Annotated in this window: 23 protein-coding genes; 10 read left to right on the forward strand and 13 right to left on the reverse strand. The window is 67.9% G+C overall.

Going from position 1 to position 25,799, the window contains the following annotated elements; translation table 11 throughout:
- Window positions 1-7: 7 nt before the first annotated feature.
- The gene (locus ACNQPB_RS06640; RefSeq protein WP_498750178.1) at window positions 8-2,563 is read right to left on the reverse strand and encodes an ATP-dependent DNA ligase; all 2,556 of its coding nucleotides are present in this window, start codon (window positions 2,561-2,563) and stop codon (window positions 8-10) included.
- Window positions 2,564-2,601: 38 nt separating this feature from the next.
- Between ACNQPB_RS06640 and ku the strand changes: the two genes are divergently transcribed.
- Window positions 2,602-3,513: a non-homologous end joining protein Ku gene (gene ku, locus ACNQPB_RS06645; protein WP_498750180.1), complete on the forward strand. Its 912-nt coding sequence runs from the start codon at window positions 2,602-2,604 to the stop codon at window positions 3,511-3,513.
- A 20-nt stretch (window positions 3,514-3,533) separates the two neighbouring features.
- Here the strand turns inward: ku and ACNQPB_RS06650 are convergent, their stop codons facing one another.
- Together ACNQPB_RS06650 and ACNQPB_RS06655 are read right to left on the reverse strand one after the other, a co-directional pair.
- Window positions 3,534-4,040: a DUF6328 family protein gene (locus ACNQPB_RS06650; RefSeq protein ID WP_498750181.1), complete on the reverse strand. Its 507-nt coding sequence runs from the start codon at window positions 4,038-4,040 to the stop codon at window positions 3,534-3,536.
- Between the two features lie 449 nt (window positions 4,041-4,489).
- On the reverse strand, window positions 4,490-4,930 hold the full coding sequence (locus tag ACNQPB_RS06655; RefSeq protein WP_498750182.1) for a hypothetical protein: 441 nt from the start codon (window positions 4,928-4,930) through the stop codon (window positions 4,490-4,492).
- Window positions 4,931-5,128: 198 nt separating this feature from the next.
- Here ACNQPB_RS06655 and ACNQPB_RS06660 point away from each other — a divergent pair, with 198 nt between their 5' ends.
- On the forward strand, window positions 5,129-5,608 hold the full coding sequence (locus ACNQPB_RS06660) for a Dps family protein (protein ID WP_498750183.1): 480 nt from the start codon (window positions 5,129-5,131) through the stop codon (window positions 5,606-5,608).
- A 66-nt stretch (window positions 5,609-5,674) separates the two neighbouring features.
- Here the strand turns inward: ACNQPB_RS06660 and ACNQPB_RS06665 are convergent, their stop codons facing one another.
- Genes ACNQPB_RS06665 through ACNQPB_RS06685 form a run of 5 tightly spaced genes read right to left on the reverse strand, consistent with a single transcriptional unit; the run spans window position 5,675 to window position 11,589 of the window.
- On the reverse strand, window positions 5,675-5,953 hold the full coding sequence (locus tag ACNQPB_RS06665) for an HPr family phosphocarrier protein (RefSeq protein WP_498750185.1): 279 nt from the start codon (window positions 5,951-5,953) through the stop codon (window positions 5,675-5,677).
- Between the two features lie 36 nt (window positions 5,954-5,989).
- Window positions 5,990-7,702 (reverse strand): phosphoenolpyruvate--protein phosphotransferase, encoded by a 1,713-nt coding sequence (gene ptsP / locus ACNQPB_RS06670; protein WP_498750187.1) that lies wholly within the window; start codon window positions 7,700-7,702, stop codon window positions 5,990-5,992.
- A 34-nt stretch (window positions 7,703-7,736) separates the two neighbouring features.
- Window positions 7,737-9,818 (reverse strand): PTS fructose transporter subunit IIABC, encoded by a 2,082-nt coding sequence (locus ACNQPB_RS06675; RefSeq protein ID WP_498750189.1) that lies wholly within the window; start codon window positions 9,816-9,818, stop codon window positions 7,737-7,739.
- A gap of 2 nt (window positions 9,819-9,820) precedes the next feature.
- Window positions 9,821-10,804, reverse strand: a complete 984-nt coding sequence (locus ACNQPB_RS06680; protein WP_498750191.1) for a 1-phosphofructokinase family hexose kinase — start codon at window positions 10,802-10,804, stop codon at window positions 9,821-9,823.
- The gene (locus tag ACNQPB_RS06685; RefSeq protein WP_498750193.1) at window positions 10,801-11,589 is read right to left on the reverse strand and encodes a DeoR/GlpR family DNA-binding transcription regulator; all 789 of its coding nucleotides are present in this window, start codon (window positions 11,587-11,589) and stop codon (window positions 10,801-10,803) included. Before ACNQPB_RS06685 ends, ACNQPB_RS06680 begins: the two co-directional genes overlap by 4 nt.
- A gap of 253 nt (window positions 11,590-11,842) precedes the next feature.
- Here ACNQPB_RS06685 and ACNQPB_RS06690 point away from each other — a divergent pair, with 253 nt between their 5' ends.
- Window positions 11,843-12,721 (forward strand): helix-turn-helix transcriptional regulator, encoded by an 879-nt coding sequence (locus ACNQPB_RS06690; protein ID WP_498750195.1) that lies wholly within the window; start codon window positions 11,843-11,845, stop codon window positions 12,719-12,721.
- Window positions 12,722-12,801: 80 nt separating this feature from the next.
- On the opposite strand, the gene ACNQPB_RS06695 is transcribed toward ACNQPB_RS06690, so the two are convergent.
- Window positions 12,802-14,046 carry an MFS transporter gene (locus tag ACNQPB_RS06695; protein WP_498750196.1) on the reverse strand — a complete coding sequence of 415 codons (1,245 nt, stop codon included), beginning with the start codon at window positions 14,044-14,046 and terminating at the stop codon, window positions 12,802-12,804.
- A gap of 163 nt (window positions 14,047-14,209) precedes the next feature.
- Here ACNQPB_RS06695 and ACNQPB_RS06700 point away from each other — a divergent pair, with 163 nt between their 5' ends.
- Window positions 14,210-14,929, forward strand: coding sequence for an SDR family NAD(P)-dependent oxidoreductase (locus ACNQPB_RS06700; protein ID WP_498750198.1), 720 nt, complete (start codon window positions 14,210-14,212; stop codon window positions 14,927-14,929).
- Between the two features lie 29 nt (window positions 14,930-14,958).
- On the opposite strand, the gene ACNQPB_RS06705 is transcribed toward ACNQPB_RS06700, so the two are convergent.
- Complete coding sequence (locus ACNQPB_RS06705) at window positions 14,959-15,981, reverse strand: LacI family DNA-binding transcriptional regulator (protein ID WP_498750200.1); 1,023 nt, start codon at window positions 15,979-15,981, stop codon at window positions 14,959-14,961.
- 166 nt (window positions 15,982-16,147) lie between these two features.
- Here ACNQPB_RS06705 and ACNQPB_RS06710 point away from each other — a divergent pair, with 166 nt between their 5' ends.
- The 6 genes from ACNQPB_RS06710 to ACNQPB_RS06735 are packed head-to-tail and all read left to right on the forward strand — an operon-like array spanning window position 16,148 to window position 22,452.
- Complete coding sequence (locus ACNQPB_RS06710; protein ID WP_498750202.1) at window positions 16,148-17,785, forward strand: ABC transporter substrate-binding protein; 1,638 nt, start codon at window positions 16,148-16,150, stop codon at window positions 17,783-17,785.
- A 49-nt stretch (window positions 17,786-17,834) separates the two neighbouring features.
- The gene (locus tag ACNQPB_RS06715) at window positions 17,835-18,776 is read left to right on the forward strand and encodes an ABC transporter permease (protein ID WP_498750203.1); all 942 of its coding nucleotides are present in this window, start codon (window positions 17,835-17,837) and stop codon (window positions 18,774-18,776) included.
- Entirely contained in the window at window positions 18,773-19,684 is a 912-nt protein-coding gene (locus ACNQPB_RS06720) for an ABC transporter permease (RefSeq protein WP_498750205.1), read from the forward strand. The genes ACNQPB_RS06715 and ACNQPB_RS06720 overlap by 4 nt, the downstream gene beginning before the upstream one ends.
- Window positions 19,681-20,514 carry an ABC transporter ATP-binding protein gene (locus tag ACNQPB_RS06725; RefSeq protein WP_498750207.1) on the forward strand — a complete coding sequence of 278 codons (834 nt, stop codon included), beginning with the start codon at window positions 19,681-19,683 and terminating at the stop codon, window positions 20,512-20,514. The genes ACNQPB_RS06720 and ACNQPB_RS06725 overlap by 4 nt, the downstream gene beginning before the upstream one ends.
- Window positions 20,511-21,341, forward strand: a complete 831-nt coding sequence (locus ACNQPB_RS06730) for an ABC transporter ATP-binding protein (RefSeq protein WP_498750208.1) — start codon at window positions 20,511-20,513, stop codon at window positions 21,339-21,341. The genes ACNQPB_RS06725 and ACNQPB_RS06730 overlap by 4 nt, the downstream gene beginning before the upstream one ends.
- A gap of 7 nt (window positions 21,342-21,348) precedes the next feature.
- On the forward strand, window positions 21,349-22,452 hold the full coding sequence (locus ACNQPB_RS06735; RefSeq protein ID WP_498750209.1) for a C45 family autoproteolytic acyltransferase/hydrolase: 1,104 nt from the start codon (window positions 21,349-21,351) through the stop codon (window positions 22,450-22,452).
- 651 nt (window positions 22,453-23,103) lie between these two features.
- Here ACNQPB_RS06735 and ACNQPB_RS06740 read toward each other — a convergent pair.
- The 3 genes from ACNQPB_RS06740 to ACNQPB_RS06750 form a co-directional block, all read right to left on the reverse strand.
- Complete coding sequence (locus ACNQPB_RS06740) at window positions 23,104-24,330, reverse strand: HNH endonuclease signature motif containing protein (protein ID WP_498750210.1); 1,227 nt, start codon at window positions 24,328-24,330, stop codon at window positions 23,104-23,106.
- Window positions 24,314-24,637, reverse strand: a complete 324-nt coding sequence (locus tag ACNQPB_RS06745; RefSeq protein WP_498750212.1) for a hypothetical protein — start codon at window positions 24,635-24,637, stop codon at window positions 24,314-24,316. Before ACNQPB_RS06745 ends, ACNQPB_RS06740 begins: the two co-directional genes overlap by 17 nt.
- A 107-nt stretch (window positions 24,638-24,744) precedes the next feature.
- The gene (locus tag ACNQPB_RS06750) at window positions 24,745-25,731 is read right to left on the reverse strand and encodes an Lrp/AsnC family transcriptional regulator (protein ID WP_498750214.1); all 987 of its coding nucleotides are present in this window, start codon (window positions 25,729-25,731) and stop codon (window positions 24,745-24,747) included.
- Between the last annotated feature and the right edge of the window lie 68 nt (window positions 25,732-25,799).

Below are 25,799 nucleotides of genomic sequence, written 5' to 3' on the forward strand. Positions count from 1 at the left end.
CTGCCAGTCAGTTGGGCCGCGCCACGTCCGACGGCGACTTGTCCGGCCGCCAGCCCCGCCACACCGGATGCCGCATGCGCCCGCTTCCGGTCCAGTCACCGAAGGTCACCTCGCCCACGAGCTCCGGGGAAACCCAGTGCGCGGTGCTCGCGTCTTCGGTCGGGATGTCCAGGAACGGCGACTCCGGTTGTTCCAGTTCCTTCACCCGCTTCAGGATGTCCCGCAGCTGCCAGTCCTTGAAGCCGGTGCCGACCCGCCCCGCGAACCGCAGCTTGCCGCCGTCGGGAATCCCCACAAGGAGCGCGCCGATGGTGCCGCGCCGGGCGCCGGCACCCGGCCGCCAGCCGCCCAGCACCACCTCCTGGCTTTGTTCAAGCTTGAGCTTGATCCAGGAATGGCTGCGCCGGCCCGGCAGGTAGCGGCTTTCGGCGCGCTTGGCCATGACTCCCTCCAGGCCCAGTTCGGCGGCGCTGGCGAGGATCTCCTCATGGTCGTGGTCCAGGACTTCGGATAAATGCAGCGGACTGCCTTTTCCCGTTCCCTTCGGTTTGGGCAGCCCCTTCACGAAGGACTCCAGGCGCTCGCGGCGTTCCTCCAGGGGCAGGGAAACCAGCTCGCCGCCGTCGTCATACAGGAGGTCGAAGAGCATCAGCTGCACCGGAGCCACAGCGCGCGCACGCTCCACATCGCCCGGCTTGGTGAGGTTCATCCGCTTCTGCATCTGCTCGAAGCTCGGCCGGCCGTCCTTGCCGAAAGCCACGATTTCGCCGTCGGCCACGAAGTCGTGTTCGGGCCAGATGGCGGGGTCGCTCAGCTCCGGATACGTGGCCGTCATGTCCTTGCCGGTGCGGCTGCCGAGCCGGAGCTTCCCGCGGGAGCGTGAGACGAGCACCCGGAAGCCGTCCCATTTCAGTTCGAACAGCCAGCGGCTTCCGCTAAGGTCCCCGGCCGTTCCCGCGCTGGCGAGCATGGGCGCGTAATCCGGCGGCGCGGCGAGGCTGGGCGGGGCGGGGTTTTTCGGGGCGGGAGTGCGGGAGGCGGCCGCAGGGGCTGCCTTCTGAACAGAGTGCCCGGGCTGTTCCTTCATCAGGTGGATGAGCCACTGCTTGTCCGATTCACCCGTACGGATGAGCGCGAAGCGCCGGGTGCCGTGCAAGCCGCCGCCGGGCCGGCCGGTGAGGGTGGCGATCACTTCCTTGCCGTCGCGCCACTTTTCGCATTCGAAGGTGCCGTTGTCCCAGATGCTCACGGTTCCCGCGCCGTATTCGCCTTTGGGGATGATCCCCTGGAACTGCGCGTATTCGAGCGGGTGGTCCTCCGTGTGCACCGCCAGGTGGTTCTTGTTCGGGGTCTCGGGCACTCCGCGCGGCAGTGCCCAGGAAACCAGCACTCCGTGGTGCTCCAGCCGGAAATCCAGGTGGAAGGCCCGGGCGTGGTGTTCCTGGATCACGAAGATTCCGCCGGCCGGGTTTTCTTCCGCGTCGGCCTGCTTCCCGGCGGACGCCCCGGCGGGCTGCCCGACGGCGGGAAAGGGTTCCGGCGTCTTGCCCCGATCGCGCTTCCGCACGTAGTCCTTAAGGCGAGGGTGGACACCCGCTGTACCGTCCAAAGCGCCGCCGTCGTCATCCTCTGCGTCGTCCCCGCCGAGGCGCGACGGGGCATGGCCGGAATGCCCGGCCGCCACCGCTGCGAAGGGGTCCTTGCCGTCCTTCACCCGCTTCATCACGGCGGTGAAGTCCAGGTGCTCGAGCTTGGCCGAGGAGAGCTCCCGCCAGGTGCGGGGCGCCGCCACCATGGGGTGCGCGCGGCCACGCAGGGAGTACGGCACAATCGTGGTCTTGTTTCCGCTGTTCTGGCTCCAGTCCACCAGGACCTTGCCGCCGCGCAGGGATTTCTTCATATCGCTGACCACGAGGTCCGGGTGGTCGGATTCGAGGGAACGGGCCAATTCATGCGCGAAGGCCGAAACCTGCTCCCATTTCTGCGTGCCGTCCAGCCCTGCGTAGAGGTGGATGCCTTTGCTGCCGCTGGTCACCGGAACCGGGTCCATGCCGACGTCCTTCAGGATGGCGCGCGCCAGCTTGGCCACCTCCACGCACTCGGGCAGGCCGGCGCCGGGCCCGGGATCGAGGTCCAGGACAAGGCGGTCCGGGTTGAGCATGGTCCCCTCGGCGTCCACCTGCCACTGCGGCACGTGGATTTCCAGTGAAGCGATCTGCGCCAGCCACGTGAGGGTGGCCAGGTTGTTCACCAGGGGATAGTCGTTGGTGTGGTCGCTGTGCTGGATGGTCACCCGCGGAACCCACGACGGCGTGGAGGCGTCCAGGTTCTTCTGAAAGAACATCTGGCCGGGCTTCTCCGCGGTCCCCACGCCGTTCACCCAGCGCTTGCGGGTGGCCGGCCGGTTGGCCGCCGCCGGGATCAGGAACGGCGCGACGGCGGCGTAGTACTCGAGCACTTCGGCCTTGGTGGTGCCGGTCTCCGGGTAGATGATCTTGCCCAGGTTGGTCAGCGTCAGTTCGCGTCCCTCGACGTTCACGCGCTCCTTCTGGCGCTCTGCCATCTCTTCACCTCCGCCTTGATGTGATGTTCACTTAGTGCATGAGGGCCATTTGGAAGGGTTCTATCGCGTTCGGGCTGGTCAACGTTCCGGTCAAGCTGTACAGCGCCACGGAAGACCACGACGTCAGTCTCCACCAGGTCCACAACAAGGACGGAGGACGCATCCGCTACCAGCGCAAGTGCGAAGTCTGCGGCGAAGTTGTGGCTTATGAGGATATCGACAAGGCCTTCGAAGAGGAAGGCCGCACCGTGGTCCTCACGGCGGCGGACCTGAAGTCCCTCCCGGAGGAGAACAGCCGCGACATCGAAGTGGTGGAATTCGTTCCGGCCGAGCAGCTGGACCCCATCATGTACGAGCGGCCCTACTACCTGGAGCCCGATTCCAAATCGCCCAAGGCCTACATGCTGCTCCTGCGCACCCTGCAGGACACCGAGCGGGTGGCGATCGTCCAGTACGCCCTGCGCCAGAAGACCCGGCTGGGAGCCCTGCGGGTTCGCGGGGACGTGCTGATGCTCCAGTCGCTGCTCTGGGACGACGAGGTCCGCGAGGCAGACTTCCCGGCTTTGGATTCCGACATCAGGATCTCGGACAAGGAACTGGAGATGTCCTCGGCGCTGGTCGATTCCATGGCCCGCGACTTCGATCCCGAGGCGTATACGGACGACTACCAGGTGCAGCTGCGCCAGCTCATCGAGGCGAAGCTTGAACGCGGCGATTCGCTGGACACTGAAGAAACGTTTGGGGTGCAGGCTGCCGAAGGCGAAGGTGGCGAGGTCATCGACCTCATGGAGGCGCTGAAGCGCAGCCTGGACAAGAAGCGCGGCGGGACTGCGGCCGCCGCTTCCAAGACTGCCAGCCGGGCCACTGCCGGCAGGGCCAAGGCGAAGGAAGACGCCGAGGAAGAGAAGGCCCCGGCCAAGCCCAGGGTCCGGGCGAAGAAGAACGCCTGAGGCCGTCGGCACGTCTTCTCCTAAAGGTGGGGACCTGGCGGGCGGCGTGACCGGTAACTGAGCCACAGAGGCACCGCGAGGAGCAGGAACAGCAGCACGAGGACGATTGCGGCACCTGCGAGCAGCGCGGCACCCCGGCCGGCAACGACGTCGTACACCAACACCGCGGTGCCCACAAGCAGGACCGCCACCCCGAACAGGGCGGTCTTGGCAATGGCGTCCGCGCTCGCCACAATGACGGACTTGAGCCGCTTCCGGAACAGCCGGCGGTGCACGCTGACCGGCAGCAGGATCAGGGAGGTGGTGAGAGCCGCGGCCATCACGTTGAACAGGTAGAGGCCCACCTGGAAGGAGTCCAAGGTGGCGAATTTCGCCTGGAACGGCAGCGTCAGGAGGAACCCTGCCAGGATCTGGACGCCGGTTTGGAGCACCCGGAGTTCCTGGAGGAGCTCCATCCAATTGCGGTCGAGTTTCTGGTTCGGAGACTCGCCGCGGTCGTCATCTTCGGGGATCCCTGTTTCGTCCATCTGGCAACCTCCGCAGTGCCCTCGGGTTTCACGCTATGGTGTGGCGCGGCGGAATTCAATGGGAAACTAAGCCTGCTGAGTAACTTCGCCGGAATGCTGGACTCCGTGCCGGCCGGCGGTTAGCGTCGGGAGTGCTGGAGCTGGATTCCAACGCGTATCGGAGGAAAAGATGAGCAGCAATTCCCTTCACCCGTCCAACCCGACGGCGGGGATCCACCGTCGCCGTTCGGGCCGCCGTCGCCGTTGCCGCCGGAGCCCCTGCCGCCGGAGCCCCTGCCGCCGGATCCGGGCACCCAGCCGCCGCCGTTCGAGCCGCCGGCACCGCCCATCGAGCCGCCCATTCCGCCGGAACCTGAACCTTTCCCCATGCCCCCGGGGCCCGACACTTTCCCGGTTCCCGGGGACCCGGACGCGGCGCCGCCGGAGCCGCAACCGGGACCGGAGCGCGGCTAGGCCGGCAGTTCCATCCGGAATCCGCAGCTGCATTGCAGCACCTTCGTCTTCAGGTAGACGTCGAGCAGGTCCTTGGCCGGGTCCTTGCCCGGATCGTCAGTAAGGATCGGTGCGTGCAGGCTCCGGTGGGCGGAACCGGTCAGCCGCATCGGCTGACCGCAATGGACGTACTCGCCGCCGAATTGCAGGACGCCGATGGTGTTTCCGCGTTCGTTGAGGATTGAGGCCGCGTCCAGGAAGACGGCAACGTGGGCATAGAAGGTGTCGCACTCCACGCAGGTGTAGGAGATGTCGACAAGCCCGTCGACGGGAGGTTTGAGCGGTTCTATGCTGTCCAGGATGAGGTGATCGGTGGTGTTGCAGTTCCCGCACCAGATGGGTTCGGCGCTCGGTTGTGGCGCCTCGTTGGGAGATGCGGGATGGGAAATCGTCGACATTGACCCTTCCTTTCAGTTGTCCGAACCTTCTCAGCACCGCTTCGAAAACCCACCTGCGAGCTGGCCCAGATGACTCATCTTACTAGTAAGCATGCTTACTAAACCAGAGTTCGGGTCGTAAGCTTACAAGTGGCCCGCGCCGGAGATCCTGCGCTGCGGGCCGGCTTTGGTACCGGATCGGCATCCTGAGAGGAAGACATGAAGGCATCGCAAACACTGGCAACAAACCTGCAGCTGGTCCTGACGGATCTGATCGAACTCCAGCTCCAAGGCAAGCAGGCGCACTGGAACATCGTGGGCCCGAACTTCAGGGACCTGCACCTGCAACTGGATGAACTTGTTGCGGCCGCCCGCGCCTTCGCCGACGAAACAGCCGAGCGGATGAGGGCCCTGCACGCCCTGCCGGACGGCCGCAGCGCCACCGTTGCGGGCGGCACCCGGCTGGAGCCCTTCCCCGAGGGGCTCACCGGAACCAAGGACGCCGTCAAGCTGATCACAGCCCGGGTTGAGCGGACCGTGCAAACCATGCGCGATGTCCACGACCAGGTGGACGAAGAAGACCCGACGACGGCGGACCTGCTGCACGGTTTCATCGCCCGCCTTGAGCAGCTCGCCTGGATGATCAGTGCCGAAACCATGACGGCCGGCGCCGCGGTGTCGGAGCCCGCGCAGGACTAGCCTCATAGACAAAGGAGCGTGCCTTCCCTCGAAAGGGAAGGCACGCTCCTTTTGCGTCGACTGGTGCTATTCGGCGTCGTGGTCGGTTTCGAGGATCTGGACGAGCTTGTCGAGTGCTTCGTCGGCGCCGGTGCCTTCTGCGCGCAGGACGACGACGTCGCCCTGCGCGGCGCCGAGGCTCATGAGGGACAGGATGGAGGCGGCGTCCATGGCTTCGTCGGCGGGCTCACCCTGGCGGGCGATGGTGACCTCGAGGTCGAGTTCGCCTGCGGCTTCGGCGAAGATCGCGGCAGGGCGGGCGTGCAGGCCGACACGGCTGGCGATGGTGGCGGTGCGTTCGGGCATGGTGTGCTCCTTCGGTTCGGTGGTGTGGAAACGGTCTTAGAGGCCCAGCTCGTCCAGGACGGGCAGGTGTTCGCGGATGGTGTGGCGTGCTGCGGCGGCGCTGGGTGCGGCCAAGGCGGTGTGGGCGAGGTGTTGGGCCTGGCTGAGGGTGATGGTTTTCAGGACGGCGGCCACGCCGGCCAGGGCGCGGGGGCTCATGGACAGGGTGGTGACGCCGAGTCCGACGAGCACGACGGCCAGGGCGGGGTCGGCGGCGGCTTCCCCGCAGACGCCCACGGGTTTGGCGTGGCCGGTGGCGGCCGCGGCCCTGGCGGCGCCGTCGGCGGTGAGCTTGATCAGCTGCAGGACCGCGGGCTGCCAGGGGTCGTTCAGGGTGGCGAGGGGTCCGAGCTGCCGGTCGGCGGCCATGGCGTACTGGGTGAGGTCGTTGGTGCCCAGGGAAGCGAAGGAGACCTCGCGGAGCACGGCGTTGGCGGTCAGCGCCGCGGAGGGCACTTCGACCATGACGCCGGGGGTTTTCAGTCCGGCGTCGGCGCACAGGGCGGCGAAGTGTGCGGCCTCGTCGGGGGTGGAGATCATGGGGGCCATGACCCACACCTCGGCCTCGTGGGCTGCTTCGGCCGCGGCGATGGCCTGCAGCTGGCGGCCCAGGACGCCGGGGCTGGTGAGGTCGGTGCGGTAGCCGCGGACCCCGAGGGCGGGGTTGGGTTCGTCGGCGTTGGTCAGGAAGGGCAGGGGCTTGTCCGCCCCGGCGTCCAGGGTCCGGACGACGACCTTCTTGCCCGGGAACGCGGCGAACACGGCCCCGTAGGCGGTGATTTGTTCCTCGATCGTGGGTTCGGCGTCGCGGTCCAGGAAGCAGAACTCGGTGCGGAGCAGACCTACGCCCTCTGCGCCGGCGGCGGCGGCCTTGACGGCGTCCGCACCGGTGCCCACGTTGGCCAGCAGGGGCACGCGATAGCCGTCGGCCAGGGCGTTGTCCCCGGTGAACGCGGCCAAGGTGCTCGCCTGGGTGGCCCAGGCCTTCGCCGCGACGCGCAGTTCCTCGGACGGTTCGGTGGTGATGGTCCCGGCGGCGCCGTCCACGTACACCTCGGCCCCGTCGTCGATGGCGTCCACGCCGGTGGCGGCGACGACGGCGGGCAGGCCCAGGGCACGGGCCAGGATGGCGGTGTGGGACTGGGGTCCGCCGCCGGAGGTGATCAGGGCGATGACCTTGGCCGGGTCCAGGGTGGCGGTGTCGGCCGGGGCCAGGTCTTCCGCGGCCAGGATGAACGGCTCCTCTGAGGCCGGGATGCCCGGGGCGGGCAGGCCCCGGAGCTCCGAGACGATCCGGGCACGGACGTCCAGGACGTCCGCGACCCGTTCGGCCATGTACCCGCCCAGGCCCTTCAGGGTCTCGGCCACCGTGGCGGCGGCCTCCCAGACGGCGCGCTCCGCTGTACGCGCGCCGCCCGGGGCCTCCGGGTTGAGGAGTTTGACCGCAGACTTGATCAGCATCGGGTCCGCGGCCATCAACGCCGTAGCCTCGAGGACTTCCTTGCCTTCACCCGAGGCCGTCGCGGCACGGGCACGGAGCTCGGCCTGGACGGCCTTTGCCGCGTCCTTCACCCGCGCCGCCTGCGACTCAACTGTCACATCCGCCGGGATGTTCACGTTCGCGTGGGGTTCGGCCACCGGCTTGGGCATCTGCCGCACCGGACCCAAAACCCGGCCCGGAGCGACACCAACACCTGAGAAGGTCTGCATGGAATAGTCCTCTACTAGCTATCTAACGGCGATGTCAGGCTGCTGCCGCAACAGTATCAACGGGCTTCTTCACTGCCCAGCGCTTGAGGGCGATGAGCAGGAGCGCCGTGATAGCGACGCCGACCAGGATCGACAGCACCCACAGGAAGAAGTTGTCGATGGCGAAGAAGACGAAGATGCCACCGTGCGGTGCCTTCGAACCGACCGCGAAAGCCATGGAAAGGGCACCGGTCACGGCACCGCCCACCATGCTGGCCGGGATGACGCGCAGCGGGTCGGCTGCCGCGAACGGGATGGCGCCTTCGGAGATGAAGGAGGCACCCAGCAGCCAGGCGGCCTTGCCGTTTTCACGCTCGGCCAGGGAGAAGCCCTTCTTGTCCAGGACAGTGGAGGCGAGGGCCATGGCCAGCGGGGGAACCATGCCTGCGGCCATGACTGCAGCCATGATCTGCCACGGTGCCTGGTTGCTGACCGAGGCTGCGCCCAGACCGGCGACGGCGAAGGAGTAGGCCACCTTGTTGACCGGGCCGCCAAGGTCGAAGCACATCATGAGGCCGAGGATGATGCCGAGGATGATGGCGGCCGTGCCGGTGAGGCCGGACAGACCGGAGCTGAGGGCCTTGGTGAGCCAAACAATCGGAGCGCCGAGGATCAGGAACATCAGGCCGGAAGCCACCAGGGAAGCGCCGAGCGGGATGATGACGACGGGCATCAGGCCGCGCAGCCAGCGAGGCACGTCGAGCTTGCCGAACTGGTGGGCGATGTAGCCGGCCAGCAGGCCGCCGACGATGCCGCCCAGGAAGCCTGCGCCCATGAATCCGGAGACCGCACCTGCCACGAAGCCCGGGGCGATGCCGGGCCGGTCCGCGATGGCGTAGGCAATGTAGCCGGCCAGGGCGGGGACCAGGAAGCCGAGGGACAGTGCGCCGATCTTGAACAGGACCGCACCGAAGTAGGCGCCCAACGGTCCCCAAGCGTTATCGGGGTACTGGGTCGGCAGGTTGAAGATGCTGTTTTCCAGCACGATCTTGTCGGCAAACTGTGTGATCAGGTAGCCACCCATGAGGAAGCCAAGGGCGATCAGCAGACCACCGCCTGCCACGAACGGAATCATGTAGGAAACGCCGGTGAGCAACGCCCTCTTCAGCTTCTGGCCGATGTGCTCGCTCTTCGCTTCGGCCTCGCGCTCGGCCATGTCCTCGGCGCCGGCGTGCGGCACGCGGTGGGCCCGGGGGTCCTCGGCTGCCGCGAGGGCTTCGTAGACCATCTTCTCCGGCTCATCGATGCCGCGCTTGACCGGAGCGTTGATGACCGGCTTGCCGGCGAAGCGCTCCTTCCCGCGGACGTCGACGTCGACGGCGAAGATCACGGCGTCGGCCGCAGCGATCACGGCCGGGTCCAGCGGCTTGGCGCCGGACGAACCCTGGGTCTCCACCTGGAGGTCAACGCCGATTTCCATAGCCGCGGCCACCAGCGAGTCCGCTGCCATGTAGGTGTGCGCGATGCCCGTGGGGCAGGCAGTGACGGCCACGATGCGCCTCGGGCCGGAGTGGCTTCCTGCTCCGCCGATGGGTGCCGGGGTAGCCCCGGGCGCGGCGAATGCGGCCGATTCCGAGCCGGCAGCCGCAGCAACTGCGACGGGTTCTGCAATGTGGGCGGCAGGCTTGTCGGCGAGGGCGCCGTCCACCAGCTCCACGATCTCCTGGGGAGTGGCAGCCGCGCGCAGGGCCGCGGTGAAGTCCTTCTTGATGAGCGAGCGGGCCAGCTTGGAGAGCAGCTTCAGGTGCTCCTGGTCCGCCCCCTCGGGGGCTGCGATGAAGAAGATGATGTCCGCCGGGCCGTCCTTGGCGCCGAAGTCCACCTTCTGCGAGAGGCGGGCCATGGCCAGCGACGGCACGGTCACGGCCGCGGAGCGGCAGTGCGGGATCGCGATGCCGCCGGGCACGCCGGTGGCGGTCTTGGACTCGCGGGCGAAGGCGTCGGCGAACAAGCCTTCCACCTCGGTGGCTCGGCCGGCGTCGGCCACTTTGCCTGCCAGGAAACGGATGACGTCGGCGGGAGCCTCGCCGAGGTTCTGGTCGAGGGCGACCAACTGGGGGGTAATGAGCTCGGTCACTGTTAGTCCTTCGGGAGGGCCGTGATGGTTACGGCGTCGGGAGTTGTTTGGTGGACTGCCGGGACAGTGGAGCCCGGCAGCGAAGCAGCGGCGGCACCGTGTGCCACAGCTTGACGGAGGCAGTCCTGCGGGGTGCCGCCTTGGGTGGCGGCCAGCAGGTAGCCGGCAAGGGAGGAATCGCCGGCACCTACGGTGCTGACGGCTTGGATCGGCGGGTGCGTAGCCAGCCACGCGCCGTCGGCGGTTACCAGGACGGCGCCTTTGGAACCGAGTGTTGCGAGGACCGTTCCCACACCGGAGCCGACGACGGCGGCCGCGGCCCGGGCGGCAAGGCCCGGATCCGCTTCCAGTTCCTCGGCGGTGTGGTGGCCCGTGAATCCGGCTGCGGCGGCCAGCTCGGCCAGTTCTTCCGCGTTCGGCTTCAGCAGGTCCGGCTTGCCGTCCCTGCGTCCGCTGATCGCCGCCGCCAGCGGGGAGCCGGAGGAATCGATCGCGATAAGGGGGGCTCCGCCGTCGTCCGCGCTACGGAGGCGGGCTGCCACCGTGGCGTAGAAGTCCGCCGGGACTCCCGGGGGAAGGGAGCCGGCCAGGACAACCCAGCTGGCGCCCTGCGAACGCTCCAGCAGCAGCCCGATCAGGGCTTCCTGCTGCTCCGCGCTCAGTTCCGGGCCGGGTTCGTTGATCTTGGTGGTGATCCCGTCCGGCTCGGTAAGGGTGACGTTGCTGCGCAGCGGCGCGGCGATGGGCAGGGCCGCGAACGGCACCTTGTCCTCCCGCAGGCCGCTGAGCACCGGGTCCGAATCTCCGCCCGGCAGGACCGCAACGGTGTCCAGACCGGACGCCACCAGGGCGCGGGAGACGTTGACGCCCTTGCCGCCCGAATGCTGGTGGACGGCGACGGCGCGCTGCACTTCGCCGCGGGCCAAAGCGGCGGGGAGCTCGACCGTGCGGTCGAGGCTGGGGTTGGCGGTCAGTGTGACGATCATGCGAGCACGACATCCACACCGGCTTCGGCCAGGGCGGCCGAAAGCTCTTCAGAGGGTTCGCGGTCTGTAATCACGGTGTCTACATCTTTCAGGGCTGCGAATTGGACGAGGGTTTCCGCGTCCAGTTTGGAAGAGTCCGCCACGACGACCACGCGGCGTGCGGAGGTGACGAAGGCGGCCTTGACGGCGGCTTCTTCGGGATCCGGAGTGCTGAACCCGAACGTTGCGTGGATGCCGTTGGCGCCCACGAAGGCGATGTCCGGCCGGAGCCGGGAGGCGGAATCGACAGTGGACTGCCCGACGGCGGCCTGGGTGAGCCCGCGGACACGGCCACCGAGGATCTGCAGGGCGATGCCCGGGTTGCCGGACAGCCGTGCGGCGATCGGGATGGCGTGGGTGATGACCACGAGTTCGCCGTCGCTGCCGTTGCCGCGTTGGGCGGCGAGCAGTCCGGCGAGGGTTTCGGTGGTGGAACCGGCGTCCAGGAGGACGCTTCCCGCGCCGTTTTCCGGGATGAGGGAGAGGGCAGCCTGGGCGATGCGGAGCTTCTCCGACTGGCGCTGGACGGCGCGTTCGCCGACGCTTTCCTCGCGGGTGCTGAGGCGATCGGAGGGGACAGCGCCGCCGTGGACCCGGCGAAGGCTGCCGGCGGATTCAAGAGCGGCGAGGTCCCGGCGGACGGTTTCGGTGGTGATGCTGAAACGTTCCGCGAGGTCGTTCACGCTGACCCGGCCCAGCTCGGCGACGAGCCCGGAGATCAGCTGCTGGCGCTCTTCAGCGAACACATACCCTCCATTGCGTACTAGCAGAATCCGGCTTGGTGACCACCATCACATGATGTGGAATTGCTTGACTCTATCTTTGTTCGTGTGGGTATGTCAATAAAAAACAACACAAACAAAGATGCGAGTTTGTGCGCCGTGAAGGTGGCGTAACGTGCCGGTCATTTTGGCGGGGGAGTCCGGGGCGCGTCTCAGACCGCCATGGAGGTACTGGGAGGGACTCCCTGCGGCCGGGCGGCGGGTCTACCGTGGATCCATGGACAACCGTGCCCAAGTCCGGGACTTCCTTACCTCGCGCCGGGCGCGGGTGACGCCGGAGCAGGTGAACCTGCCCGCCGGAACCAACCGCCGCGTGGCCGGGCTGCGCCGCACCGAGGTTGCGGCGCTGGCCGGTCTGAGCGTGGAGTACTACACCAAGCTGGAACGCGGTGCGATCAGCGGCGCATCACCCGCGGTGCTGGACAGCCTGTCCCGCGCGCTGCTGCTGAACGACGACGAACGGGCACACCTTTTCGAGCTCGCCCACGCCGCAAGTCCTGTCGCGCGGCCGCCACGCAGGCGCAGCGCGCAGGCCTGGACCCCGCACGCCAGCCTCCAATGGATCCTCGACTCCGTCACCGAAGGGGCCGCGTTCGTGCGCAACGGCAGGATGGATTTGCTGGCGGCCAACATGTTGGGCCGGGCCTTCTACAAGGACATGTACGGCAACCCGGACCATGCGCCGAACTTCGCCCGGTTCATCTTCCTGGATCCCCGTGGCATCGACTTCCATCCCGACTGGGACCGCGCCGCCGACACCGCCGTCCAGATCCTCCGTAGCGAGGGCGGACGGGATCCGCACGACAGGGAACACCACGAACTCATCGGCGAGCTGTGCACGCGCAGCGGCGAGTTCCGCGGTCGCTGGGCTGCCAACAACGTCCTGCGTCCGGGCGCGGGGTTCAAGTACTTCCGCCACCCGATCGTCGGCGAGGTGACGCTGGCATTCGAGGGCATGGAAATGGCATCGGACCCGGGACTCACGCTGACCATCTACACCGCGGAGCCGGGCACCCCGTCCGCGGATGCCATGAAGATGCTCGCCTCCTGGGCGGCGGCGGAGTACGGCGACGCCGACCAGCCGGCGGAGCGCTGAGCCACGGCGGTTCAGCCGGCCGTCCGCGGGGTGATTTCCACGGTCGCGGCGTGGTGCGGGACGGGGGCGGTCGCGCAGGCTTACGCGGCCGTCCGGCGGGCAAGCCGTGCTGTCACAGCTGCCAGGAGCGAAGCCAGCAGCAGCACCGCGGCGCTTGCCAGGAAGGTGCTTTGGTAGCCGATCGAGTCGAACAGGAGGCCGCCGAGGGTGGAACCGAAGGCGATGCAGGTCTGGACGACGGCGACCATAAGGCCGCCGCCCTGCTCGGCATTGTGGGGCATGGCCTGGGCGACCCAGCTCCACCAGCCCACGGGCGCCGACGTCCCCAGCAGGCCCCACAGGCCAAGGAGGATCACGACGGCGGCGAACCAGGCACCGAAGGGAATCAAGGCGGCCGCGATAAGCGCCATCACGGCCGGAATGGCAATCAGGGTCCGGTGCAGGCCGGGCCCCAGGAAGCGGCCGATCAACGCCGTGCCGGCGAAACCGGTCACTCCGAGGACGAGCAGAACCAGGGATATCGCGGTCACATCGATCCGGGTGACCGTCTCCAGGAATGGCCGGACATAGGTGAACAGGATGAACTGGCCCATGAAGAAGGCCCCGCAGGCGGCCATGCCCCAGGCAACGGTGGGGTCGCGGAAGGCCGTGAAGATCGTGAAGATGCCACGGAAGCCGGTCGAACGGGTGCCAGAGCGCCCCGGAGCGGCAAGCGACGGCAGGCTGAACCACAGCCAGGCCACGCAGACGATGGACACCGGTACCAGGCAGAAGAACGCTCCGCGCCACCCGATGATGGACCCCAGGTAGCTTCCGAGGGGTGCGGCCAGCACGGTGGCGAGGGCGTTGCCGCCGTTGACGATCGCCAAGGCGCGGGGCACGCGGCCCGCGGGGACCAGGCGCATGGCCGTGGCGGCGGACATGGACCAGAAGCCGCCGATCACGACGCCGATGAACGCCCGGCCGACCATGAACGGCAAATAGCCCGGGGCCAGCGCGATGAGGGCACCGGAAACCCCCATCAATGCCGCGAGGCCGATCAGCAAGGTCCTGCGGTTCATGCCGCCGGTCAGTGCGGCGATCGACAGGCTGGTGAGCACGGCGAACAGGCCCGAGATCGCGATGCCCTGGCCGACCATCCCCTCGGTGACCTGGAGCTCGGATGCCATGGGCGTGAGCAGGCTGACGGGTATGAATTCGGAGGCGACCAGGGCAAAGGCGCCGAAGGACAGGGCGAAGACCCCTCCCCAGTGTGCGGGGTGATGCTCGACGCCGGCCGGTCCCCGCGCTTCGCGCCCGGCAAGGACGGAAGTGTCGTGTGACATGGATTTCCCTCTCATTGCAGTCCATCTCCAGTCATCCATCGGACCATGCGCCGGCCTGTTGAGGGAGGCCCGGTTGATACGGGTACTGGGAGAGCCTCCCTCCGCGGCCCCCGGCATGAAATACCTGAACGGCAAGCAGCAGCGGCAGGAGGGATACTGAAGCATGGCGCTCATCCTGGTGACCGGGGCATCGGCAGGCCTCGGGTGGGAAACAGCAAACGCCCTCGCGGAGCAGGGGCATGAGGTGGTCCTGCACGTCCGGCGGGCGGACCGCCTCGAAGAACCGCGCCAAGTCCGGGAAGTCCTGTTCGCGGACCTTTCCAGCGCGGAAGAGACGGCCCGCCTCGCAGCGGAGGCGAACGCCGTCGGGCGCTTTGACGCGGTGATCCACAACGCAGGCGTCTGGGAGGGCCCGGAAGTCTTCCCCGTCAACCTCCTGGCCCCGTTCATCTTGACTGCCCTGATGACGCAGCCCGCGCGCTCGATCATCGTGAGCAGCGGGCTGCACCGTTCCGGGTCCGCCAGCCTCGAACGCGTGGCGCGTGGCGGCCGTGGGGTCACGTATTCGGACAGCAAGCTGTACGTCACTGCGCTCGCCATGGCAATGGCGCGCCGGCTGCCCGGCACCCTGGCGCATGCGGTGGATCCCGGCTGGGTGCCGACCCGGATGGGCGGCCCCTCCGCCCCGGGCAGCCTGGCTGAAGGGCACCGCACGCAGGACTGGCTCGCGACGGCCCGCCCGGAGGACATCGTTCCGCGCACGGGCGGATACTGGCATCACCGGAAGCCGCGCGAGCCGCATCCCGCGGCACTCGACCAGGCCTTCCAGAATGAACTCATCAGGCACCTTGAGGCACTCACGGGGCTGACTTTCCCGGGCTGACGCACTGCTTGGGCGCCATCGCCACGGCGCTACCGCCGGCTGGACTCCCGGATGATGAAACGGCCGTCGACGCCGTCCAGCCCGTCCCGCTTCGGCGTGCCGCCCAGCTGCTCCACGAGGGCCGCAATGGCCGCCCGGGCCGAGGCTTCGGGTAGCAGGTCCATGGCAGTGATGGGCGGGGTGCTGTTGCGGGTCTGTTCCGAGTCGGAGCCGGCCACCAGCAGGAAATCGCGGGGCGTGGTGACGCCGGCTTCGGCGAGCCGGGCCTGCAGCCCCGCGGCGTGGCGGCCCGTGAGGCAGTAGGCGGCGTCCGGCCGTTCGGCCATGGCCAGGATCTCGTCGCCGAGCGCCCGGCCGCCTGCCAGGCCGCTGGTTTCCCGCTGCACCAGCACCACGGGCTCCTGCCCACGCTCCGCGCACCATTCCCGGTAGCGGGCCTCGGTGTTGAGGTTCCAGTGGTTGCGGTCGGTCCCGACGGCGATCGCCACCTTGTGCGCGCCGTTGCCGGCCAGGTGGTCGAGCACTTCGGTGGTGATCCGGGCCGTGTTCGGTTCGATGAAGCTGCTGTAGTCCTTCCGTCCGGGGTCGCGCCCAACGGTGAGGAAGGGGATTTCCTCGGCCAGCAACAGGTCGATGACGGGATCGTTTTCCACCGGCTCGGTGATGATGAAGCCGTCGGCGGCCAGGGACACACTGGGTGTTTCGGGCAGAGTGGGATCGCTCAGCAGCATCAACCCGTACCCGTGCTCCAGCGCGCTCAACGACGCGGCGCCGGCGAATCGCACGAAGTAGTCCACGCCGTCGGGCAGGAATGATTCGAGGGTGTCCAGCGGACGCTGCACCAGCGCGAGCACGCCCAGGCGGTTGTTCCGCAAACCGCTCGCGACGGCGTGCGGCCGGTAATGCATCCGGCGTGCGATTTCCGCGATCCGGTCCCGGGTGCCATCCGCCACGATTCCCTTGCCGTTGAGGGCATGGGACACCGTGGTCACGGAGACGCCCGCTTCGCGCGCGACGTCCCGGATGGTGGTCCTGGCATTCCGTGGGCTCATGGCTGGGTCCGCTTGGTCATACAAGCCAGAGTAAGCCCTGCAACGCTGTGCCGAAAACGATTTGGGAATTTTTGGCGAAACTCTTGCCCAAACCGTTTTGGGTGAATACCGTCACATTCCACGACGTTCAGCCGTGGGGGCGGCCCTAACAAGCTCGGGAGAAACATTGAACAAGAAACTCATCGGCGCAGGAGCGGCAGGCCTGCTGATCCTTCTCAGCGCGTGCTCCAACGGGGGCAATGCCAAGTCCCCGGAGTCGCTTGACTCGAATGACCTGCTCGTCACCACACCGGCGGCCACCACCGACCTCGACAAGATCGTCTGGAACAACAACTTCGGCGAACCGCCGTCGATCGATCCGATCAAGGCCGCCGACTACCCCGCAAGCGGCGTGGTCTCCAACCTCTGCGAAAGCCTCTTCCAGATCCAGCCGGATTTCTCGATCAAGCCGCACCTGACCAAGAGCTTCAAGAACACCGGGAACACTACGTACGTGTATGAGCTCCAGGACGGCGTGACGTTCTGGGACGGCAGGCCGATGACTGCGGACGACGTCGTCTTCAGCCTCAAGCGCCACAGCGACCCGAAGGAAATCAGCTACTGGGCCTCCGACGTCACCGCGAACATCGCCTCGGTGGAGAAGACCGGGCCGAACGAGGTCACCGTGAAGCTCAAGAAGCCCGACGTCACCTTCAACAACCAGCTGGCCACGCCCATCGGCGCCGTCGTCGAGAAGGCCCAGCGCGAGAAGGCCGGCGTCAACTACGGCAACCCCGGCGCCGGGGTCATGTGCACCGGCCCGTACTCGGTGGGCGAATGGAAGCAGGGTGCCTCCATCACCCTGAACCGCTACGAGGGCTACTGGAACACGGCCAAGAAGGCCAGGACCAAGCAGGTCGAAATCCAGTTCATCACCGACCCCAGCTCGATCTCCAACGCCCTTGCCACCGGCGCCGTCGACGGAAGCTACGACGTTCCCCTGAGCGCGCTCAGCCAGCTTTCGAAGTCCACTGGCGGACAGGTCTACTACGGCAAGTCCATGCAGAACATGGCAATCATCAGCACCGGCGTCGGAACCCTGGGCGACCCCGCCGTACGCAGGGCACTCACCCTGGCAACCGACCGCGGGGCAATCGCCAAAACCGTCTATGAAGGAACATCGACGGCGGCCCAGTCCCTGGTGCCGAACGGCGGCTGGAACTACGGCGGCGCAGTCTTCGAAGGCGCGCGCAAGAACCTCCCCCCGACCACCCCGGACCTCGAAGCGGCCAAGAACGCCCTGAAGGACGCCAAGGCGGACCTGAGCAAGCCGATCAAGATCGTCTACCCGATCGACCGCACCTTCTACGCCGACATCATCTCCGAGTTCGCCAACGCCGGCGCCAAGCTCGGCCTGAAGATCGAGCCCAGCGGTGTGCCGGGTGCCCAGTTCGGCGCCTTCTTCTCCGATCCGAAGGCCCGCGCCGGTGCCGATGCTTTCGTCACCACGAACTACATGAACGTGCCCGATCCGCTCATCCACCTGACCGCGATTGCCGGCCCCGGCGGAATGCAGAACTACTCCGGCTTCTCCGACCCGAAGATCACCGGGCTGCTCGACAAGGCACGGGCGACCACCGACGATACGGAACGCGCCAAGCTCACCGTCGAAGCCGAGGCGCTGGTCATGGACAAGGAACCGTGGCTGCCGGTTGTGGACAGTTCCACGCGCCTCTTCATGAACAAGCGCGTCACGGGTGCCCCGGCTTCCTTCGTTTACCTCTACTACCCCTGGGCCGCTGACCTGGGCGGCACGGGCAAGTAGCCTGCCCTCGCTGTGACTGAACCTGCACTGTGACTGAAAAGGACGAGTCTTGAGATTCTTAGTACGCAGGCTGCTGGCGCTCGGGGGAGTGTTGATCGCCTCCAGCATGATTGTGTTCGGGGCGCTCTACCTGGCCCCCGGCAGCCCCGAGCAGTTCCTGGTCCAGGGGCGCACAGTCAGCCCCGAAGTCCTGGCTGCCATCCGCGCCCAGTACTCCCTGGATGACCCGCTGCCGATCCGCTACTGGAACTGGCTGAGCGGCGTCTTCACCGGGGACATGGGCCGTTCGCTGCTCACCCAGCAGGATGTTGGAGTCCTCGTGGCAAGCCGGATCCCCACCACCCTCTCCCTGGCCGCCTTCGCCGCGGCGCTGATCATCGTCGGCGGCATCGGCCTTGGCATCCTTGCCGGAACCCGCGGCGGGCTGGCCGAGCGGATCGTGATCTTCGCGTCGAACCTCGGGATTGCCGTCCCGACCTTCTTCGCGGCACTCGTCCTGATGTCGGTCTTCAGTGTGGGGCTGGGCTGGTTCCCGGTCTTCGGCGCCGGGGAGGGCGCCGTCGACCGGGTCTGGCACCTGACCCTGCCCGCCCTGGCGCTGTCGCTGCCCTCGATCGCGGTCATCGCGCGGATCACCCGGACGGCGATCGTGGAGGAGAGCGAGTCCGAGCACGTGCTGATCGCCGTCGCACGCGGCCTGCCGAAGCGGATCATCCTGTGGCGGCACACCGTCCGCAACTCCCTGCTGCCGGTCACCACCGCGGTAGGCATGCACATTGCGGGCCTGGTCGCCGGGGCGTTCGTAGTGGAGTACGCGTTCACGCTGGACGGCATCGGCGCCCTGCTGGTCAACTCCGTGCAGCGCAAGGACTTCGCCGTGGTGCAAGCCATCGCGCTGATCATGGTGATCGCCTTCGGCGTGGTGAACCTGCTGGTGGACCTGCTCTACACCGTCATCGACCCCCGCGTCCGGCTGAAGAAAGGAGCGTGAACGCTGTGGCAATAAGAGACATGGAAGTACGTGAAACAACCCGCGCTGCCGAAACGGCAGCGCCCTATGTCCACCGCCTGGCCGGTGCCCGCCGCCGTCTCGGCTGGATAGGCGTGGCCTGCGTCGGTGCGGTCGCCGCGGTGGTGCTGGCCGCCGTCGTCGGGCAGTTCCTGGTGCCGTACGACCCCACGGTGGGTTCGGTCACGCAGCGGCACCTTGGTTCCGGCGCCGAGCACCTGCTCGGCACCGACCAGGCCGGCCGCGACATCTTCTCCCGGCTCATCGCCGGGGCCCGCACCAGCCTGCTGGGGCCGCTGATCGTGGTGACCGCGACGGCGGTGGCCGGCTCCGCGCTCGCCCTCACCGCCGTCTGGTTCGGCGGGAAAGTGGACGCCTTCCTGGGCCGCGTGCTGGACGTGCTGTTCGCGTTCCCGAGCCTGCTGCTGGCGATCCTCGGCGTGGCGATCTTCGGACCCGGGCTGGTGACAGCCTCCATCGCCTTGGCCGTGGCGTACGTCCCCTACAGCGCGCGGGTGATCCGCAGCGTGGCCCTGCGCGAGCGGCAACTGCCCTACGTGAAGGCCGCGGAACTGCAGGGAATCAACGGCTTCACCATCACCGTGCGGCACATCCTGCCCAACGTCTGGACCCAGATCCTCACCGGCTCCACCATCAACTTCGGCTACGCGATCGTGGACCTGGCGGCGCTGTCCTTCCTCGGGTTGGGCATCCAGCCGCCGGAAGCCGACTGGGGCCTGATGATCTCCAACGGACAGGAATCGCTGCAGCAGGGATTCCCCGAGCAGAGCCTCTACGCGGGCCTGTGCATCGTGGTCACGGTGGCGGCCATGGCCTACATCGGCGAACGGCTCGGCGGGCGCGCCGCGGCCGGAAGGAGCAAGCGATGATCGGCCCGGCCATGATCAGCATTGAGCAACTGGAACTGGGCATCAAGGACCCGGACTCCGGCGCCCTGAAGCCGGTGCTGAAGGGCGTCTCCCTGGAGCTCGGCCGCGGCGAGGCGATCGGCCTGGTGGGCGAATCCGGCAGCGGAAAGTCCATGACCCTGCGCTGCGTCCTCGGCATCGAGCCGCGCAACGCGGTGGTCAGCGGCCGGATCATGTTCGACGGCGAGGACCTCCGGAGCGTGCCCGCCGAACGGATGCGCAGGGTGCGGTCCGGCCGGATCGCCTTGATCTCGCAGAACCCGCACGCCGCGCTCAACCCCGTGCTGCCCATCGAGACGTACCTCCTCGAAGGCATGCCGGAAATCCGCAACGCCAAGGCCGCGCGGCTCCGCGCCGGGGAACTGCTGGAGCAGGTGGGCATCCGCAGCGTGGACCGCGTGCTGAAGTCCTTCCCGCACCAGCTCTCCGGCGGCATGCTGCAGCGCGTGGTGATCGCCGGGGCCATCTCCGGCAAACCGGACCTCCTGCTGGCGGACGAACCCACCACGGCCCTGGACGTCACCACCCAGGCCGAAGTGGCCGCCATCCTCGACGAGAAGCGGCGCGACCTGGGCATGTCCATGATCTTCGTGACCCACGACCTGGACCTCGCCGCCGCCGTCACGGACCGACTGGCGGTCATGCGGTACGGGGAGGTCGTGGAAATCGGCACCCCGGAACAGATCCGCGACAACCCGCGGCACCCCTACACCCGGATGCTGATGAGCATCCGGCCCACGCTGGACGGCACGGCCCTGCCGCCCGAAACCCCCATCGGGAGCACCCTGTGAGCAGCAACATCATCGAGATTTCCGGGCTTAACAAGACCTTCCGAGTCAGCGGAAAACACGAGCCGGTGCGCGCGCTGGACGACGTCTCCGTCAGCGTCCGCGAAGGCAGCTGCATGGCCGTGGTGGGGGAGTCCGGCTCCGGCAAGACCACTCTCGCCCGGGTCCTGGTGGGCCTGGAAACCAAGGACTCCGGAGAGGTGTCCATCGCTGGCTCCCCGGTGACGGCGTCCCTGCGGCGCCGGGAGCAGCGGCAAAGGGCGCGCGCCGTGCAGATGGTCTTCCAGGACCCCAACGGCTCCCTCAACCGGCGGCTGCCGGTAGGGACCGCCGTCGACGAGGTGCTCCGCGCGCATTTCCAGCTCAGCGCCGCGCAGCGCAAGGCCCGTGTTTCGGAGCTCTTCCGGAGCGTCGGCCTCACGGATGCGCATGCCCAGTCCCTGCCTGCGAACCTGTCCGGCGGGCAGAAGCAGCGCGTGGCGATCGCCCGGGCCTTCGCCGCCGAACCCAAGGTGATCGTGCTGGACGAGGCGGTGTCCGCCCTGGACGTCTCGGTGCAGGCCCAGGTGCTGGAACTGCTGCACGAGCTGCGCCGGGACAAGGGCCTGAGCTACCTCTTCATCACCCACGACCTCTCCGTGGTCCGCAACATCGCCGACGACGTGCTGGTGATGCGCCACGGCAAGGTCCTGGAACGCGGCTCCGTGGGCGACGTGCTGGACCGTCCGCGTTCCCCCTACACGAAACTCCTCCTGGAGTGCGCGCCGAAGCCGGGCTGGAAACCCCGGCGCGGCGTGATCGAACACCTCAACTCAGAGATTGCGAGCTAGACAAAGCATGAAAACCCCCACCATCCGTACGGTCATCGCCCTCGACAGCCCGGACCCGTACGAGCGCGGCAAACAGCGCAGCGCCGCACTCGGCGCGGAACTGCTGGGCGGCCTTGAGACGTACTTCCGGCTGTTCCGCACCGTCGGCGTCCTGGAGTCCACGGTGAGGTCCGACGCCGAGCGGCTGCTCGACGTCGTCGCCTCCTGGTCGCCGCGGCTCGCCGCGGAGATGAGTGGCACTGCCGACGGCGCCGGCGTCGAAAGCTGGCAGATCGCGGCGCTGAACGGGCGCACCGAAATCCTCTCGCAGGCGCTCGGCACCCGGCCCGGCGAATGCTCCACGATCGGCCGGAAGGGCAGCCACGTGTTCGGCGTGCAGACCTGGGACTGGCACGAGGAGCTGGACCCGTACTGGCACCTGCAGTCGGTGACCGGGCCCGCGCAGTCCTTCGTAGGCCTCACCGAGCACGGCATGCTGGGCAAGATCGGCATGAACGACGCCGGGGTGTCCGTGTTCCTGAACATCCTGGGCCACCAGGACGACCGGCCGGCCGGGGTTCCGGTCCACCTGATCGCCGCCGAGGTGCTGGCCAACGCCTCGTCCGTGGCCGAAGCCGTGGCGATTGTCTGTTCCGCCGGGGCCACCACCTCCACCGCGTTGACCCTTATGGACGAAAACTCCGCGGTCACGGCGGAAATCGGCCCGGGTGCGGCCGTGCTCATCCAGCCGGAGAACGGCACGTTGGCCCACACCAACCATTTCCTGGACCCGGCGTTGGCGGCAGGGGAGAAGCCCGGGCTCTACGACCCCGACTCCCAGCAGCGCCTGGCCCTGGTGCAGTCCCGGCTGGATGGGCTGGATGGGCTGGATGGGGGCGACGGGGGCCGATTGCCAGACAGCGTGGACGAGATTGTGCCGTTCCTGTACTCCGGTCCGGGCGAGCCGGGCCTCTGCTGCGTCCCCGCACCCGACGCCGTGTTCGGCAGCCGCTGGGCCACCCTCGCCACAGTCACCATGGAGAACCGCAAGCGGGAGATGCGGGTGGCCAACGGCACCCCGATCGACGCCCGGGGCCAGGAGTGGCTGGCGCTGGTGCCGGCGTCGTCGTAACGGGGGGCTGCGCCCGTAGAGTGAACGGGCGCAGCACGGCAAATATGGGAGGAAGCCATGGAAGACGCGGTAAGCAGCACGCAGTGGTAAGCACCACGCGGTTCAGTTTGCGGGTCGGCGGGCTTTCCCGTGAAGAACTGATGGGCGCACTGGACTCAGCCGACGTTCTCCCGAATGCGCACGCCTCTGCCCTGCTCGGGAATCCCGTCTTCGACGAGCGGGCAGGACAGGAAGTTGTCATTGTCCAGCGCACGGTCGGTGAATTGGGCTTGGCGGACGGTGCGGTGCTGACCGACATCTTCGCTGCCGCGCAGGCACAGGGCTCCTGCACTGCCCGCCGGATACGGGTCCGTACTTCCGTCTCGCGTGGCTCAGTCAGGCGACGGCGTCCGACCCGGTCATGTCCTCGGGCCGTGCGCCTCGGGGCGCAATCACGGTCGCTTCGCCGCTCCTCAGCGAAGACGACGAGTATCCGAAGGGCTTCTATCTTCGTGTCGTGGATGGTCAGCCGTGGCTGCGCGGCTATAGCTGCGACAACCGGCACATCTGGTCTCCGGAGGACAGGTTTGTCTTCCGGGCGGCAGGGCGGTCAGAAGTATGGGCCGGGGGCGGCAGGGCGGTCAGAAGGGTGGGCCGCGGGCGGCAGGGCGCTCAGAAGGGCGGCGGCTCGGGGGCAGCTGGCTGATCGCCGGTGGTTTTCGGCGCTGCCCCTGAGGTGTCGATGGAGTCAACCGTGTGGCTTGGAGGCAGGGGTGGACTGTCTTTGTATGTCCGGCCGGTGGGGCTGGTCCACTCGAGGTTTCCATTTCCAGTTTGCCGGGTAGTCCAACGGCCATGGTGTTTCAGGGTGTGGTGGCGCCGGCAGAGTCCGGCGAGGTTGGCAGCTTCGGTGGTCCCCCCGAGCGCGGCGTCGTGGGTGTGGTCGAGATCCAGTTCGCGGGCTTTGATCCCGCAGCCCGGGAAGCGGCAGCGTGAATCCCGGGCCGCAAGCAGTCGTTTGAGGTCTTCGCCGGGTCTGTATCTGTCCACGGCCAGGACCGCGCCGGAGTAGGGATCGGTCAAAACCCTGTTCCAGCCCGTGGCTTGTCCGGCGAGGAGTTTTGCGGTGCCCGGGTCGATGGGGTGTCGCCCGTCGAGTTCGGCCGGGATCCGGGCGTCCGGAACGCCGGGGCCGTCGGCCATAGAAGCGGTGTCCGCGGGCTTGTCGCCGGCTGTGTGTCCGGCGGCCGGATTGCCTGCTGCGGAACGGTTGCCTGCAGTCGGGCCTTGGCTATGGACCGGGTTCGTCCCGTTGATGAGCGTCAGCACTGGAACAGTGACATCCACGCGGGCCGTGATGGCTGCCAGGAGTCCGTCCGGGGTGTCGTGCCCGGTGGGGGCGCCGCGGAGCAGCAGGTCTGAGAGCAGGTCGGCGCGAAGTTGATCGGTGTTCCGGACTAATTCATCGCTCGGGTGCGGTTCGCCGGCGTCGGCTGCAGGCGTCCGTGCGGCTTCTGCGTGTGCCTGTGCCATACGGGTGAGGCGGTCGTGGATGCCGTAGGCGACCGCTGCTGGCAGCACGGCGCCGAGTTCGGCCATGCCGTCCGGCAAAGGTGTCACCCAGACACGCCGTTCCCCGGCCGCCCGTTCATGCCGGGTGGCCAACGGTTCGGGCTGGGCTTTCTCGGCTTCCCGGACGGCCAGGCGCCGCACCCGTCCGGGAGCCTGCTCTTCGGCGTACGAGACCATCACGGTCTCGTACCGGGCCAAGGCGGCGGGATCGTCCAAGGGCGTGCCGGCGTCCTGAATCACGCGGGCGTGGGCCAGGCTGATCCGGCCCTGCGCCAAGGCCTCGAACGTTGCCGGGAATCGGTCCAGCAGCTCAACGGCCTGGCTCATCTGGCCGCTGCACAGTGCGGTCGTTCGCGCGGGTCGCCGTCGCGATCTCCGCCGCCACAGCACGCTGCGCCAGCTCCGCCGCATCCCACCGGGCGGTGTTGAATCCTGGCGGCCGGGCGCCGCCGTCGCTCATCGCATCACCGAGCCGGGAAGCGAGGGCGAGGGTGTACTCCCGCAGGCCCTGCAAGCTGGCGATCGTCGATTCCAAAGACACCAACGTGGAGACCAACCCGTCCAAGACCAGCAAAGGATCGAACACCGCATCGGTGTGCGGTGCCCTCTCCTCCAAACGGGTGCTGATCTCCATGAACCAATTCAAGCAAGGGGGTCTGACTTTATAAGCGCCACCGAATCCAGCCGGGACGCGCCGGCCCGGTCCGCCCTTAACCCAGAATCCGCCGGCCCGGTCCGCCCTTAACCCACAATCCGCCGGCCCGAAGGGTCCAAGCGGATGCCCAGGTGCTTCGGGGTACGCAGCACGATCGAGCGGTCCACGATCTCGGCGAAGGGCAGGCGCTCGCCGAGATGCCGCTCCAGCAGAGTGATGTCCTCGATGCGGCGCAGCCACACGGCCACTACCAGGGAGTAGTTGCCCACCGTGGTGGTGACCAGCCGGACCTCGTCCAGGCCCACCAGCTTCCCCGCCACCGAACCCACCTGGGTTGCCGGCACGCGCATGAAGAACCACACATACACCGGCCACCCCGAGTATGGCCGGGCCACCTCCAGGCGGATGACCACGCGCTGCTGGGCCAGGACGGTGTTCAACGCACTCCGTGCCCGGGCCTGGCTGATGCCCAGTTCGCCGGAAATCCTGGACACGGAGGCCCGGGCGTCCGCGCGCAGGATCCCGAGCAAGCCTTCCTCGATGTCCGCCGGAACCCTGGACAGAAGCTCTTTCGGCGGCGCCACGGCCCGTTCGAGTGCCTTGACCTCGCCCGTATTCAGGGAGCGCAGGCGCCACACCTGGGCGTCGGCCACCACCTGGATGGAACGGTGCGTGCGCATGCTGCGGATGCCTTCCACGGTGGACAGCCGGTCCAGCACGTACCGGGACAGCTCGGCGTCGTCCCGGCAGACCAGGGTGACCACCATGTCGCGCCCGCCCGCCGTCAGGTCGATCGTGAGCACTTCCGGGTCGCCCGCCAGCTCCTCCGTCACCGGGGCCATGCTCGACGGCGCGCACTCGATTTCCAGGAATGCCATGACGACGCCCCTCCCCGCGCCCTGGTAGCAGCCGATCCATGCCAGGCCCTGTTCCTGGAGCTGTTCCCAACGCCGGGCGAGCGTGACGGGGTCCGCTCCTACGGCCGGCGCCAGGGTGGCCCACGGCGCGCGCGGGCGGATCTGGAGGGCATGCAGCAGGCGGAGATCGCGCTCATCGAAATCGAAATCCTGCATTATCGCCCTCACTTTCCTGAATTTCCTGCATATTCGAGGCGCTGTGATGCGCGTTATATAGCTTATAA

Source organism: Curtobacterium sp. LFS079 (assembly GCF_047977865.1).
GTDB lineage: Bacteria > Actinomycetota > Actinomycetes > Actinomycetales > Micrococcaceae > Arthrobacter.